Source organism: Streptomyces sp. SLBN-8D4 (assembly GCF_049739545.1).
Taxonomy (GTDB): domain Bacteria; phylum Actinomycetota; class Actinomycetes; order Streptomycetales; family Streptomycetaceae; genus Streptomyces; species Streptomyces canus_C.
In genome coordinates this window covers 7,480,150-7,493,681 of the sequence record NZ_JBMGQC010000001.1, presented here as the reverse complement: position 1 = coordinate 7,493,681, position 13,532 = coordinate 7,480,150, and the positions used below count along the sequence as shown (strand labels likewise).

At 70.4% G+C, this 13,532-nt stretch carries 13 protein-coding genes and 2 pseudogenes; 5 read left to right on the top strand and 10 right to left on the bottom strand.

All coding sequences use genetic code 11. From position 1 onward, the window contains the following. Positions 1-4: 4 nt before the first annotated feature. From RKD20_RS34035 to RKD20_RS34010, 6 genes and pseudogenes are all read right to left on the bottom strand, one after another. Positions 5-729: pseudogene (locus RKD20_RS34035) on the bottom strand (IS5 family transposase); the annotation flags it as partial. Beyond that, positions 717-1,208: pseudogene (locus RKD20_RS34030) on the bottom strand (SCO1860 family LAETG-anchored protein); the annotation flags it as partial. The pseudogenes RKD20_RS34030 and RKD20_RS34035, both read right to left, overlap by 13 nt. Before the next feature lie 184 nt (positions 1,209-1,392). Further along, positions 1,393-2,484, bottom strand: a complete 1,092-nt coding sequence (locus RKD20_RS34025) for an amidohydrolase family protein (RefSeq protein WP_424881058.1) — start codon at positions 2,482-2,484, stop codon at positions 1,393-1,395. Positions 2,485-2,505: 21 nt separating this feature from the next. Continuing rightward, entirely contained in the window at positions 2,506-3,309 is an 804-nt protein-coding gene (locus tag RKD20_RS34020; RefSeq protein WP_424881057.1) for an amino acid ABC transporter ATP-binding protein, read from the bottom strand. After that, complete coding sequence (locus RKD20_RS34015) at positions 3,306-4,139, bottom strand: amino acid ABC transporter permease (protein WP_028808296.1); 834 nt, start codon at positions 4,137-4,139, stop codon at positions 3,306-3,308. The genes RKD20_RS34020 and RKD20_RS34015 overlap by 4 nt, the downstream gene beginning before the upstream one ends. Beyond that, positions 4,136-4,987, bottom strand: a complete 852-nt coding sequence (locus RKD20_RS34010) for a transporter substrate-binding domain-containing protein (RefSeq protein WP_424881056.1) — start codon at positions 4,985-4,987, stop codon at positions 4,136-4,138. The genes RKD20_RS34015 and RKD20_RS34010 overlap by 4 nt, the downstream gene beginning before the upstream one ends. Positions 4,988-5,161: 174 nt before the next feature. Between RKD20_RS34010 and RKD20_RS34005 the strand changes: the two genes are divergently transcribed. The 5 genes from RKD20_RS34005 (at position 5,162) to thpD (ending at position 9,799) form a co-directional block, all read left to right on the top strand. After that, positions 5,162-6,262: a pyridoxal-phosphate-dependent aminotransferase family protein gene (locus RKD20_RS34005; RefSeq protein ID WP_424881055.1), complete on the top strand. Its 1,101-nt coding sequence runs from the start codon at positions 5,162-5,164 to the stop codon at positions 6,260-6,262. Between the two features lie 357 nt (positions 6,263-6,619). Further along, positions 6,620-7,147 (top strand): diaminobutyrate acetyltransferase, encoded by a 528-nt coding sequence (ectA, locus tag RKD20_RS34000; RefSeq protein ID WP_424881054.1) that lies wholly within the window; start codon positions 6,620-6,622, stop codon positions 7,145-7,147. A 29-nt stretch (positions 7,148-7,176) separates the two neighbouring features. Then, positions 7,177-8,448, top strand: coding sequence for a diaminobutyrate--2-oxoglutarate transaminase (ectB, locus tag RKD20_RS33995; RefSeq protein ID WP_424881053.1), 1,272 nt, complete (start codon positions 7,177-7,179; stop codon positions 8,446-8,448). Positions 8,449-8,493: 45 nt separating this feature from the next. Beyond that, positions 8,494-8,898, top strand: coding sequence for an ectoine synthase (locus tag RKD20_RS33990; protein ID WP_007381148.1), 405 nt, complete (start codon positions 8,494-8,496; stop codon positions 8,896-8,898). A 4-nt stretch (positions 8,899-8,902) separates the two neighbouring features. Then, positions 8,903-9,799, top strand: coding sequence for an ectoine hydroxylase (gene thpD, locus RKD20_RS33985; protein ID WP_424881052.1), 897 nt, complete (start codon positions 8,903-8,905; stop codon positions 9,797-9,799). A 27-nt stretch (positions 9,800-9,826) separates the two neighbouring features. Here thpD and RKD20_RS33980 read toward each other — a convergent pair whose 3' ends face one another. The 4 genes from RKD20_RS33980 to RKD20_RS33965 form a co-directional block, all read right to left on the bottom strand. Then, entirely contained in the window at positions 9,827-10,825 is a 999-nt protein-coding gene (locus tag RKD20_RS33980) for a maleylpyruvate isomerase family mycothiol-dependent enzyme (protein ID WP_424881051.1), read from the bottom strand. Between the two features lie 34 nt (positions 10,826-10,859). Further along, positions 10,860-11,477 (bottom strand): RNA polymerase sigma factor, encoded by a 618-nt coding sequence (locus tag RKD20_RS33975; RefSeq protein ID WP_424881050.1) that lies wholly within the window; start codon positions 11,475-11,477, stop codon positions 10,860-10,862. 58 nt (positions 11,478-11,535) lie between these two features. Continuing rightward, positions 11,536-12,588, bottom strand: coding sequence for an aminotransferase class V-fold PLP-dependent enzyme (locus RKD20_RS33970; RefSeq protein ID WP_424881049.1), 1,053 nt, complete (start codon positions 12,586-12,588; stop codon positions 11,536-11,538). Between the two features lie 98 nt (positions 12,589-12,686). Continuing rightward, positions 12,687-13,412 (bottom strand): DsbA family oxidoreductase, encoded by a 726-nt coding sequence (locus tag RKD20_RS33965; protein ID WP_424881048.1) that lies wholly within the window; start codon positions 13,410-13,412, stop codon positions 12,687-12,689. Positions 13,413-13,532 lie beyond the last annotated feature (120 nt).

Below are 13,532 nucleotides of genomic sequence, written 5' to 3'. Positions count from 1 at the left end.
GTGGTCACAGCCATTCGTTGATGGCCGCGACGAGGACGGTCGCCTCGTAGCGGATCGCGAGCTTGTCGTACCTCGTGGCCACGGCGCGGTGCCTTTTGAGGCGATTGATGCCGCACTCCACTGCATGCCGAGCCTTGTAGTCCGCCAGGTCGAACTTCGGCGGCCGACCGCCGCGGGAGCTGCGTTTCTTGCGGTTGCGGGCCTGGTCGGCCTTGTCCGGGATGGTGCAGCGGATACCGCGTCGGCGCAGGTAGGCGCGGTTCTTGCGGGAGGCGTACGCCTTGTCGGCACGCACTCGATCGGGGCGAACACGCGGCCTGCCCGGCCCCAGCCGGGGGACCCGGATGCGGCCCAGGACGACCTCGAACTGTGGGGAGTCGCCGCGCTGTCCGGCCGTGACCACGATCGACATGGGCTTCTGTCCCTGCTCGACGGCCAGGTGCAACTTGGTGGTCAGGCCGCCGCGTGAGCGTCCGAGTCCGTGATCGTCCGGCTCGGTGGCGATTCCGCCGGGCGGTTCCTTCTGCAGATCCCCCTTTTCCGCGCCCCGGCGGCATGCTGGTGGGCGCGCACAACGGTGGAGTCGACGTTGATGTCCCAGGCAATCAGGTCCTTCGCGTCAGCCCGGGCCTGCAGTTGAGTGACGATCCGCTGCCAGGTGCCGTTTCGCTGCCAGGTGCCGTTTCGCTGCCAGCGACGGAACAGGTCATACACCCGGCCCCACGGCCCATCGAGGAGGCGGTCGGGGTCCGGCCGGCCTCGCAGACCGCCTCGGAGGTGACACCCTCGATCTCGATGAGGGACAGCAGCGGAAGACCGGGGACGTGGACCTTGGCGTGGGTCAGGCGGGTGGACGCCTCGGCCTTCCCGTCGGTGACCGAAGCTTTGGCGTCGGCCACCTCGGCGGCGAGCACACTGAACGGCCGCCCCCCGTCCACGCCGTCCAACGTCGCCGTCAGCGCGGTCTGTCGGGCGGTTCGGGGCGCCTGGACCTCGTTGAGGGCGACCGCGAGGGGGACGTCCACGGTCTTGTCGAGCAGGTTGACGTCCAGCCCCGTGCGCAGGGCGACGGCGCTCGCGTGCCCCTGGTCGCCGGTCGCGTGCGCGGCGCCCGCGCCGGCCAGCGCCGCGGGACCGGCGGCCAGGGCGGTGGCCGTCGCCACGGTGGCGAGACGGCGTGCGGGCATGCGGAAGTGGGTGCTGTTCAAGGTGGTGGGACCCCCAGAGAGGACTGGCTCGGGACCTCGAAAGGATGTAGTACCGCCGGTCGTTCGACAGCGATCCGCCGGGAGTTCACACGATCGTGGCGCATCCGCGCACGCTTTCGAGCCCGCCTTCACACTCCGGGGCCCGCCCACCGCATTCCGGGAGGCCGGACGTCGGCCGGAGGCCCTACTGCACCACCCGGCCGTTCAGCACGACCTGGAGCGGGGCGGCCAGTACCCGTACGTCCGTGCGCGGGTCCTGCTCGTACACCACCAGGTCCGCGGGCGCCCCCTCCTCCAGGCCGGGGCGTCCCAGCCAGTTCCGGGCTCCCCAGGTCGTCGCCGACAGCGCCTCCAGCGGGGGGATTCCGGCCGTCACCAGTTCGGCGACCTCCGCCGCCACCAGGCCGTGCGGGAGGGTGCCGCCCGCGTCCGTGCCGACGTAGACCGGGATGCCGGCGTCGTAGGCGCCGCGGACGGTGTCGTAGCGGCGCTCGTGGAGCCGGCGCATGTGGGCGGACCAGCGGGGGAACCGGGACTCGCCGCCGTCCGCCAGCTTCGGGAAGGTGGCGATGTTGACCAGGGTCGGGACGATCGCGACGCCGCGTTCGGCGAAGAGGGGAATGAGGTCGTCCGTGAGGCCCGTCGCGTGTTCGACGCAGTCGATGCCCGCCTCGACCAGGTCCTTCAGGGAGTTCTCGGCGAAGCAGTGCGCGGTGACGCGGGCGCCGAGGCGGTGGGCCTCCGCGATGGCCGCCTCGGCCGCCTCCCGCGGCCAGCTGGGGGCCAGGTCGCCCACCTCGCGGTCGATCCAGTCGCCGACCAGCTTCACCCAGCCGTCACCCCGGCGGGCCTCCCGGGCGACGTACGCGACGAGGTCCTCGGGCTCGATCTCCCAGGCGTAGTTCCTGATGTAGCGGCGGGTGCGGGCGATGTGCCGGCCGGCCCTGATGATCTTCGGCAGGTCCTCGCGGTCGTCCACCCAGCGGGTGTCGGAGGGCGATCCGGCGTCGCGGATGAGCAGGGTGCCGGCCTCCCGGTCGGCCAGCGCCTGCTTCTCGGCCACGTCCTGGTCGACCGGGCCGTGCGCGCCCAGGCCCACATGGCAGTGCGCGTCCACCAGGCCGGGCAGCGCCCAGCCCGACACCGTCCGGATGTCACGGGCGGCGACGGGAGGGTCGTAGGAGATCCGCCCGTCGACCACCCACAGCTCGTCCCGGACGTCCTCGGGACCGGCCAGGATCCGGCCCTTCACGTGCAGCACCGCGCGATCGTTCATGGACCGCACCTTAATGACCGTCTAGCTGCCCTTGCCCGGCTGGTCGGAGGTCTCTTCCTCGACCTGGGCCATCGCCGGGTCGAGGAGCCGGGAGAGGAAGTGGCGGGTGCGCTCATGGCTGGGGTCGCCGATGACCCGGGCCGGGGTGCCGTCCTCGACGATCGTTCCGTCGTCCATGAAGACGACCCGGTCGGCGACCTCGCGGGCGAAGGTCATCTCATGGGTGACGACCATCATCGTCATGCCCTCCTGGGCCAGCATCCGCATGACCGCGAGCACGTCGCCCACCAGCTCCGGGTCGAGGGCCGAGGTCGGCTCGTCGAAGAGCATCACCTCGGGGCCCATGGACAGGGACCGGGCGATCGCGACGCGCTGCTGCTGACCGCCGGAGAGGGAGGCGGGGTAGGCGTCCGCCTTCTCGGCGAGGCCCACGCGCTCCAGGTTCTCGGCGGCCACCTTCGCGGCCTCCGCCTTGCCCCGCCGGAGGACCCTGCGCTGCGGCAGCGTGAGGTTCTCGGTCACCGTGAGGTGCGGGAACAGGTTGAACTGCTGGAAGACCATGCCGATACGGCGGCGTACGGCGTCGATGTCGACGTCGGGGTCGGTGAGTTCGGTGCCGCCGACGAAGACCTGGCCCTTCGTCGGCTCCTCCAGGAGGTTCACGCACCGCAGCAGCGTGGACTTGCCCGAGCCGGAGGGGCCGATCACACACACGACCTCGCCCTGACCGATCTCCAGGTCGATGCCCTTGAGGACCTCGTTGGTGCCGAACGACTTGTGCAGACCGCGTACTTCGATCTCCGGCCGGCTCGTCTCAACGGTCATTTCACGGCCTCCTGGGCCTTGGCCTCCATACGGCGGACCACGAACCCGAGCGGGATCGTCACCAGCAGGTAGCACAGCCCGGCGACGAGGATCGGCGTGGAGTTGGCGGTCGTACTGGCCAGGTCGCGGCCGTACTTGGACAGTTCGCGCTCCTCCAGGGTGACCCCGAGGAAGAGCACCAGGGAGGAGTCCTTGAAGAGCAGGACGAGTTCGTTGGTCAGCGGCGGAAGGATGATCCGGAACGCCTGCGGGATGATGATCGAGACCATCGCGCGGGCCGGGGAGAAGCCCAGTGAACGGGCCGCCTCCATCTGCCCCTTGGGCACCGCCTGGATGCCCGCGCGGATCGTCTCCGCCATGTAGGCCGCCGCCACCAGGCCGAGCGCGAGGGCGACCTTGCCGTACGTGCCGCCGACGATCTCCGTGCCGGGGAACGCGAGCGGTACGGCCACGCCGATGAAGATGAAGATCAGCAGCGCGGGCAGACCGCGGAAGATCTCGATGTAGACACCGGCGAACCAGCGGTACGGGCCCACCGACGACAGCCGCATCAGCGCGATGACCATGCCGAGGACGAGCCCGACGACGAATCCGGACAGCGTGTAGAGCACGGTGTTCTTCAACGCCAGCGTGATGACGTCGGGGAACATCTGGTCGGCGATGTCCGCCTGCGCGAACTGGTTCTTCAGCCGCCCCCAGTCCGCCGAGACCGCGAAGGCGATCACGACGGCGACGAAGACGACGTACTGGATGCCGCGGGACAGGCTGCGCTTCTGACGCCTGCTCAGGCCCTTTTTGCGAGGCTGGAGTTGTGCGTCCGTCGCGGTCATGAGGCGGAGGGCGACGCGGCCGACGCGTCGTACGGGCCGATCCACTTCTCGTAGAGCTTCTTGTAGGTGCCGTCGGCCTTGGCGTCCGAGAGCGCCTTGTTGATGGCGGCCAGCAGCTTGGTGTTGCCCTTCTTCACCGTGAAACCGTACTGCTCACCGGTGTTGATGTTGTCGGCTACCTGGAAGGCGTCGGCGTTGGCCTTGTTCTTCAGCCAGCCCTGGACGACCGGGTAGTCGATGACGACGGCCTTGACCTGGCCGGAGCGCAGGCCGTTGAGGACGGCGTCGGAGGACTCGAAGGAGACCGGGTCGAAGCCGTGGGCCTTGACGTAGTCCTCGCCGGTGGTCTGCGCCTGGGCGCCGAGCTTGACCTTCTTCGCCTTGGCGTCGGCGAGCGAGGAGATCCCGCTGCCCTTGGCGACCAGGAGGGCCTGGGTGGCGTCGAAGTAGGGGTCGGAGAAGTCGACGTTCTTCTTGCGCTCCTCGGTGATGGTCATGCCGGCCGCGGCCAGGTCGCACGAGCCGGAGTTGAGGAAGGCGCCGGTCTTGAAGTTCTCGAAGGGGGTGTCGAGGATCTCCTGCTTCACGCCCAGGTCCTTGGCGACCAGGTCGATGAGTGAGACGTCGAAGCCCTGGACCTTGCCGTCGATCTCCGACTGGAACGGCGGGTACGGCAGGTGGGTGCAGGTGGTGAGCTGTCCGCCCTTGACCAGTTCGACCCCGCCCGCGGCGGTCTTCGAACCGCTGCCGCCGTTGTCGCTGGAGGTGCAGGCAGCGACGAGCAGGAGCCCGGCCGTCGCGGTGGTGGCGGCCAGGACGCGGGTCCGGCGCCCGGAGAGGGTGTTCACGGGAGGCCTCCTGTGGGGGAACTGTGGGTTCCGATTATAAGGAAAGGTTTGAGTGCCTCAAACCAAACCGATGGTTGCGAGGCCGTTCAGCCTAAGAAGTCGCCGGTCGTCGGGGGTGGGTGAGGAACGGTTACGCTCGTCACGTCTACCCCAGTGAGCGAGGAGAGCACCGTCGTGACGCACCCCTTCCTGGACCTGGCCCCGCTCGGCGCGGCGCAGTTCGCCTCGATCGAGGACCGTGTGGCGCGGCTGCTGCGTACCGAGCAGGACGTCGTGATCATGCAGGGTGAGGCGCTGCTGCCGCTGGAGGGGGCGATCCGCTCCACGGCCGGTCCGGGTACGACCGCGCTGAACGTCATCACCGGTCCGTACGGGCAGACCTTCGGGGACTGGCTGCGGGACTGCGGCGCGACGGTGATCGACCTCGCGGTGCCGTTCCACACGGCGGTGACGGCCGCGCAGATCTCGGCGGCTTTCGAGGAGCACCCGGCGATCGACTTCGTGTCGCTGGTGCACGCGGAGGCGGCGACGGGGAACACCAACCCGGTCGCGGAGATCGGGGAGGTCGTACGGCGGCAGGGTGCCCTCTTCTATCTCGACGCGGTGGCGTCCGTCGGCGCCGAGCCGGTGCTGCCGGACGCGTGGGGTGTGGACCTGTGCGTGATCGGGGCGCAGAAGGCGATGGGCGGCCCCGCGGGCGTGTCGGCGGTGTCGGTGAGCGAGCGGGCGTGGGTGCGGATGGCGGCGAACCCGAGGGCCCCGCGCCGGTCGTACCTCTCCCTGCTGGACTGGAAGGAGCGCTGGATCGACGGCGGCCGCAAGGCCCTGCTGCACGCTCCGGCGCAGCTGGAGATGCTGGCGCTGGAGGCGTGCGTCGAGCGGATCGAGGCGGACGGGCTGGACGCGGTGATGAGCCGGCACCGGGCCGCCGCCGCGGCGACCCGGGCGGGGGGGCGGGCGCTGGGCGGGGGTCTGGAGCCATACGTCCACGAGGACCGCGAGGCCGCTCCGGTCGCCACGACACTGCGTGCGCCGTCGGGCGTGGCGGCGTCGGAGCTCATCACCCGGGCCCTGTCCTGCGACCCCGCGCTCCCGCTGGCCGCGGGCGGGGGCGCCCTGGCCAAGGAGATGATCCGGGTCAATCACTACGGGGTGGACGCGACACGGGGGGCGGTGCGGGCGAGCCTGGCGGCGTTGGGTGCGGCGCTGGCGCAGACGGGTGCGGTCGTGGAGGTCGAGAGCGCGCTGCGCGCCGCGGACGAGGCCTGGCGCTGAGGAGCCCCAATCCGAGTGGATTTCGCCGACGACGGGGTTATCGGAACATAATTACCGGGTTAATTCCGGGGTTTATCAGAGATTAGCTTCCCGCATTCTTCTGCCCGCTTTCCCTCGACCTAAACGCAAAGATTCTGCGAACACGAACCGGGGGAATTCGGGTAGATCTCGTGGGGGTTACATGCTTGTGACGCGTTACACATCGTGATCAATTTGCCCGTTATTTGCTGGTCGTAACGGTGCATAACGGTCACTTCTTGCGCGTTGGCGCGCGCCCGCGTGATAACACATGGAGCGCCCGCACGTAACCCCACCCGGCGATGCAATTTTGAATTTCCCTCGGTAAATTCAATTCGCATGACTGCCGCACAAGCAGACCTGCAAATCGACCGGCCGACGGTCGCGGACGGAGCCGCACTGTGGCGGATCGCCCGCGACTCCAAGGTCCTCGACCTGAACTCGTCGTACAGCTATCTGCTGTGGTGTCGCGACTTCGCCGCCACATCGGCGGTGGCACGGAACGAGCGCGGGGAGCCGATCGGATTCGTCACCGGGTACGTCCGCCCGGACCGGCCCGGCACCCTCCTCGTCTGGCAGGTGGCCGTGGACTCGGCGTACCGCGGCCGCGGGCTCGCCGCCGCCCTGCTCGACGGACTGACCGCGCGGCTCGCCGCCGAGCGCGGGCTGACCACCGTCGAGACCACCATCACGCCGGGCAACACCGCCTCCGAGCGGCTGTTCACGGCGTTCGCCGAACGCCGTGGCGCCCGCCTGGAGCGCGAGGTGCTGTTCGACACCAGCCTGTTCCCCGACGGGCCGCACGACCCCGAGGTCCTGTACCGCATCGGCCCCCTCTCCCCCGATCCGGCCACCCTCTCCGCCTGACCCCCCACGCACCCGAGGAGCAATTCGTCGTGACCATCACCCAGCCCGACCTCAGCGTCTTCGAGACCCTCGAATCCGAGGTGCGCAGCTACTGCCGCGGCTGGCCCACCGTCTTCGACCGCGCGCAGGGCAGCCGCCTGTACGACGAGGACGGCCACGCGTACCTGGACTTCTTCGCCGGCGCCGGATCACTGAACTACGGCCACAACAACCCCGTCCTGAAACGGGCCTTGATCGACTACCTGGAGCGCGACGGCATCACGCACGGGCTCGACATGTCGACCGCCGCCAAGCGCGCCTTCCTGCAGACCTTCCAGGACCTGGTGCTGCGCCCGCGCGACCTGCCGTACAAGGTCATGTTCCCGGGGCCGACGGGCACCAACGCCGTGGAGGCCGCGCTCAAGCTGGCCCGGAAGGTCAAGGGACGGGAGGCCATCGTGTCCTTCACCAACGCCTTCCACGGGATGTCGCTGGGCTCCCTCGCCGTCACCGGCAACGCCTTCAAGCGGGCCGGCGCCGGCATCCCGCTGGTGCACGGCACGCCGATGCCGTTCGACAACTACTTCGACGGCACCGTCGAGGACTTCCTGTGGTTCGAGCGGCTCCTGGAGGACCAGGGCTCCGGCCTCAACAAGCCGGCCGCCGTGATCGTGGAGACCGTGCAGGGTGAGGGCGGCATCAACGTCGCCCGCCGGGAGTGGCTCCAGGCGCTCGCCGCGCTGTGCGAGCGGCAGGACATGCTGCTCATCGTCGACGACATCCAGATGGGCTGCGGCCGTACCGGTGCCTTCTTCTCCTTCGAGGAGGCGGGCATCACGCCCGACATCGTCACCGTCTCCAAGTCCATCAGCGGCTACGGCCTTCCCATGTCCCTGTGCCTGTTCAAGCCGGAGCTGGACATCTGGGAGCCGGGCGAGCACAACGGCACCTTCCGCGGCAACAACCCGGCCTTCGTCACGGCCACCGCCACCCTGGAGCAGTACTGGGCGGACGGCTCCGCGATGGAGAAGCAGACCCGCAAGCGCGGCGAGCAGGTCGAGCAGGGGCTCATCTCCCTCACCGAGGAGAACCTGGCCGACGTGAAGGAGTACCGCGGGCGCGGGCTGGTGTGGGGCCTGGAGTTCCACGACAAGGGCCGCGCGGGCCGGGTGGCGCACCGGGCCTTCGAACTCGGGCTGCTCATCGAGACGTCGGGCCCCGAGAGCGAGGTCGTGAAGCTGCTTCCGGCGCTCACGATCACCCCCGAGGAACTGGACGAGGGGCTGAGCATCCTCGCCCGTGCCGTACGGGAAACCGTCTGAGCATCAGGCTCAGCAGACCGTCTAACTAGGAGGCATCGCAGCACCGTGATCGTCCGCTCGTTCAAGGACATCGAAGGCACCGACCGGCATGTGAAGGCCGCGTCCGGCACCTGGGAGAGCAAACGCATCGTGCTCGCCAAGGAGCGGGTCGGCTTCTCGCTGCACGAGACGATCCTGTACGCGGGTACGGAGACGTCGATGTGGTACGCGAACCACATCGAGGCCGTCGTCTGCGTCGAGGGCGAGGCCGAGCTGACCGACCACGAGAGCGGGCAGACGCACTCGATCACGCCGGGGACCATGTACCTCCTGGACGGTCACGAGCGGCACACACTGCGGGTCAAGGAGGACTTCCGCTGCATCTGTGTGTTCAATCCGCCCGTGACCGGCCGGGAGGATCACGACGAGAACGGCGTCTACCCGCTGCTCACCGAACCCGAGGAGGTGTGACCGCATGACCACCATGACCACCGTCACCGATCTCTACCCCAGCCGCGGCGCCACCGAGGTGTCGATCCCCCGCAAGGACCCGGTCGTCTGGTCGGCGCCCGGCACGCCGGGACCGATCGCCACCGGCGAGCTGGAGGAGTTCGAGCGCGACGGCTTCCTCGCCGTCGACCAGATCATCCGCCCCGACGAAGTCCCCGTCTACCAGCGCGAGTTGGAGCGGCTCGTCACCGACCCGGAGATCCGCGCGGACGAACGCTCGATCATCGAGCCGAAGTCCAAGGAGATCCGCTCGGTCTTCGAGGTGCACAAGATCAGCGAGGTGTTCGCAAACCTGGTGCGCGACGAGCGGATCGTCGGCCGGGCCCGGCAGATCCTCGGCTCGGACGTGTACGTCCACCAGTCGCGGATCAACGTCAAGCCCGGTTTCGGGGCCAGCGGCTTCTACTGGCACTCCGACTTCGAGACCTGGCACGCCGAGGACGGTCTGCCGAACATGAGGACGGTGTCCGTCTCGATCGCGCTGACCGAGAACTACGACACCAACGGCGGCCTCATGATCATGCCGGGGTCCCACCGCACCTTCCTCGGGTGCGCGGGTGCCACCCCGAAGGACAACTACAAGCAGTCGCTGCAGATGCAGGACGCGGGCACACCGTCGGACGAGGCGCTCACCGCGATGGCCTCGGAGCACGGCATCAAGCTGTTCACCGGCAAGGCCGGTTCGGCGACCTGGTTCGACTGCAACGCCATGCACGGCTCCGGCGACAACATCACGCCGTTCCCGCGCAGCAACGTGTTCATCGTGTTCAACAGCGTGGAGAACCAGGCCGTGGAGCCGTTCGCGGCGCCCATCCGGCGACCGGAGTTCATCGGCGCGAGGGACTTCACCCCGGTGAAGTGACTCCGCAGTGACCCCGGGGGGTGACCCTCACAGCCACGACAGCGACGCGGCCCGCTCCAGTACGTTCCGTACGGCGGCCGCGTCGCCCGTCGTTTCCCGGGGCACGGTGTCCGGCGCGTACCGGCCGCCGACCAGCAGGCAGAAGTCCACGGCGTCCAGGGTGAGTTCGGCCGACACCGGGTCGCTCTGAGAACCCAGGACCCACTCCTCGCCGCCCCTGACCGCGAACAGCACGGGCGGCGCCCCGGCCCCGAGGACCGTGCCGAGAACGCGGACGGCCAGCCGGACCAGCTGCCCCAGGTACTCCCCGGGCGGCGGCGGCACGGCCAGGCCCAGCGCCCGGCCGATGTCGTCGGTGTGGATCCACGCCTCGAAGGCCCGCGCCAGGAAGTGCTCGGTGACGGGCAGCCGGATGCCCATCAACAGCGTGGTCCCGGCGGCGAGTTCGGGGTCCCGGGCGTACGGGGTGCCGAGCAGCGCGGCCGCCTGCGCGGACCAGTCGACGACGGTCTCCTCGGGCGTACGGCCGTACTCGTGGGCGATCACCTCCGCGGTGCGCCGCTCCCAGGCCTCCGCCCAGTCCGCGTCCTCGTCGATCCGCGCGCCCGGCACCCGGGCGTCGATCCCGAGCCGCAGGGCCAGGTGCTCGTCGGCGGCGAGCAGATGGGCGACGGTGGCGTGCACGTCCCAGTCGTGGACGACCGGGGTGGACCAGCGCCCCGCCATCTCGGGCAGCAGCGCCCCGAGCCCCGCGACGGCGGCCGCGTAGGGGGCGGCGTGCCGGGCCACGCGGGGTGGCGCCGGGCGGGCACGGAGGGCGCCGCTGAGAAAGGCGTCGAGGGCCGACGGCGGCTCGTCGAGCGGCGGGCCGTCCAGCAGGCGTACGGTCGCGCGCAGCCGTTCCGCCTCGGCGGCGCAGTCCTCGCACACGGCGAGGTGGAGCGGGACCGCGCGCTCCTCGGCCGGTCCCAGGGCGCCGAAGGCCCAGGCGGCCAGCAGGTGGCGTACGTCGTCGTGATCGGTCACCGCCCGCCCCCTTCCCCGTCTTCCCCTGCCGCCATCATGCGCCCTCTTCCCACGCCGGGTCGGGTGGCTCGGGTGGGTCGGCCAAAGTCTCCGCCAGGGTGCGCAGCGCGGTGCGCAGCCGGGTCTTCGCGGTGCCCTCGGGGATGCCGAGCTCGACGGCGGCCTGCCGGTAGGTGCGGCCGGCGAAGTAGGCGAGGTGCACCACCTCCCGTTGTGGCTGCGGGAGTTCGGCGAGGGCGGTGTGCAGCAGGAGGGAGCGCTCCCGGTCGACGACCGCCTCGGCGGGGCCGGGAGAGGTGTCCGGGATGCCGTGCAGGGCCAGGTCGTCGGCGCGGACGTCCTTGCGGTGGCGGGCCTCGCCGCGCACCCAGTCCACGGCCCGCCGGTGCGCCAGCAACGACAGCCAGGTGCGCAGGCTGCCCCGGCGCGGCTCGAAGGCGTACGGCCTGCTCCACAGCTGCGCGAAGACCTCCTGCGCCACGTCCTCGGCGGCGGCCGGGCTGCGGGTCACGCGCATCGCGACCGCCCGCACCAGCCCGCCGTACGCCCCGTACGCCTCGGCCAGCGCGGACTCGTCGCCGTACACCAGCCGCCGGTGCAGCTCCGCGTCTGCGGGTCGCTGCACGGGCGTCGTCCCGTCCGCGGACTCCACGGCACCACCACCCCTTGCTGCCCCTTCCTAGCGTCCCGGGCGGCGCGGCGCCAGCGGTTCAGGGAGACAGGGCGTCCAGCAGCCGGTCGACATCCGGGGCCGTGTTGTACAGGTGGAAGGAGGCGCGCAGGTTGCCGGCGCGGTTGGACACCTCGATGCCCGCCGCGCTCAACTCGGCCTGCCTTCCGCCGAGTCGGGGCACGGACACGATCGGCGAGCCGGGGGCGGGCAGGGGGGTGTGGCCGAGGGCGGCGAGTCCGGTGCGGAAGCGGTCGGCGAGGGCGAGGTCGTGGGCACGCACGGCGTCCACGCCGAGCTCCTCCAGGAGTTCGAGGGAGTGGCGGGTTCCGGTGTAGGTGAACAGGGCGGGGCTGACGTCGAACCGCCGGGCGGAGTGGGCCAGTTCGGTGACGGGGCCGTAGCAGCTGTCCCAGGGGATCTCGCCCGCGACCCAGCCGGCGAGCACCGGCCTCAGATCGCCGAAGTCCTCCGGCACGGCGAGGAAGGCCGCGCCGTGCGGGCCGAGCAGCCACTTGAAGGTGGTGGAGACGGTGTAGTCGTACGACCGCGCGTCCACCGGGAGCCAGCCCGCGGCCTGCGAGAAGTCGACGTAGGTGCGGGCCCCGTGGTCCCTGGCCGCTTCCCGCAGGGCGGGCAGGTCGGCGATCCGGCCGTCGGCGGACTGGGCGGCGCTGACGGCGACGAGGGCGGTGCCGGGGCGGACGGAGTCGGCGAGCCGCTCCAGCGGCACGATGCGCACCTTGAGGTCGCCCCGGGTGTGGAAGGGGTTCACGACGGAGGTGAAGTCGTCCTCGGCGGTGAGGACTTCGGCGCCCGGCGGCAGCGAGGCGGCGACCAGACCCGAGAAGGTGGACACGGACGGTCCCGCCGCGACCCGGGTCACCGGGACCCCTGCGAGCCTCGCGAAGGCGGCGCGGGACCTCTCCACGTCCTGGAACAACGGGTCCAGCGGCCTGCCCTCGGCCCGGATCAGCGCGGCCTCCTGGAGGGCGGTCACGGTACGGGCGGGGAGCAGGCCGCTGCTCGCGGTGTTGAGGAAGGTGTTCTTCGGGGCGAACTCGGCGCGGACGAGGCTCTCGAAGGTCTCCATGGCTCCACTGTGGGGCCGGAAGACCTCTCGGTCCATTGCGATTTTCTACGTGGTTCAGCCAAGGAACGCTTATACGTCCGCGCCGACCTGCGTGTTTGTCAGCCCTGCTGGGGTACGGCGCACCCGTCCGGACCGCAGGCCTCCGCGCCGGCGTCACCCTGGTCGATCAGCTGCAGCGGGGACCGGTTGCCCCAGGCCTGGGTGAGGGCCTGGGTGAAGACCTCGGCGGGCTGGGCGCCGGAGACGCCGTACTTGCGATCCAGGACGAAGAAGGGGACGCCGCTGGCACCGAGCTCGGCGGCCTCGCGCTCGTCTGCGCGGACCTCGTCGGCGTAGGCGGTGGGGTCGGCGAGGACCTTGCGGACCTCGTCGGCGTCCAGACCGGCCTCCACGGCGAGCTCGACGAGGCGCTCGTCACCCTCGCTGAACAGCGACTTCTCCTCGGCGAAGTTGGCCCGGTAGAGGATCTGGATCAGCTCGTCCTGCCTGCCGTGCTCCTTGGCGAGGTGCAGGAGGCGGTGCAGGTCGAAGGTGTTGCCGTGGTCGCGGTCACGGGTCCGGTAGGCGAGCCCTTCGGCGGCGGCCTGGGCCCCGAGGTTCTCCTCGCCGGCCTGCGCCTGGGCCTCGCTCATGCCGTACTTCTTGCTCAGCATCGCGAGGACGGGCTGGACGTCGCCCTTGTCCCGCCCGGGATCCAGCTCGAACGACCGGTGCACCACCTCGACGCCGTCACGGTGCGGGAAGGCCTCCAGCGCCTTCTCGAAGCGGGCCTTGCCCACGTAGCACCAGGGGCAGGCGATGTCGCTCCAGATCTCGACGCGCATGTGTACGGCTCTCTCCAGGTCGGACGGCTGCGGAGACTCCCTCCGCCTTGTTTGCTGAACGTTCAAACAGCGCGGGCTATTCCCGGGGCGCGTAGCGCCCTCAGGGGCGCGGGGAACTGC

What these genes read in the sequence shown, in the direction of transcription:
- RKD20_RS34020 (WP_424881057.1), bottom strand. Translation starts at nt 3,309, where the DNA reads ATGACCGTTGAGACGAGCCGGCCGGAGATCGAAGTACGCGGTCTGCAC.
- RKD20_RS34015 (WP_028808296.1), bottom strand. Translation starts at nt 4,139, where the DNA reads ATGACCGCGACGGACGCACAACTCCAGCCTCGCAAAAAGGGCCTGAGC.
- thpD (WP_424881052.1), top strand. Translation starts at nt 8,903, where the DNA reads ATGACCACCATGACCACCGTCACCGATCTCTACCCCAGCCGCGGCGCC.
- ectA (WP_424881054.1), top strand. Translation starts at nt 6,620, where the DNA reads ATGACTGCCGCACAAGCAGACCTGCAAATCGACCGGCCGACGGTCGCG.
- RKD20_RS33965 (WP_424881048.1), bottom strand. Translation starts at nt 13,412, where the DNA reads ATGCGCGTCGAGATCTGGAGCGACATCGCCTGCCCCTGGTGCTACGTG.
- RKD20_RS34025 (WP_424881058.1), bottom strand. Translation starts at nt 2,484, where the DNA reads ATGAACGATCGCGCGGTGCTGCACGTGAAGGGCCGGATCCTGGCCGGT.
- RKD20_RS33970 (WP_424881049.1), bottom strand. Translation starts at nt 12,588, where the DNA reads ATGGAGACCTTCGAGAGCCTCGTCCGCGCCGAGTTCGCCCCGAAGAAC.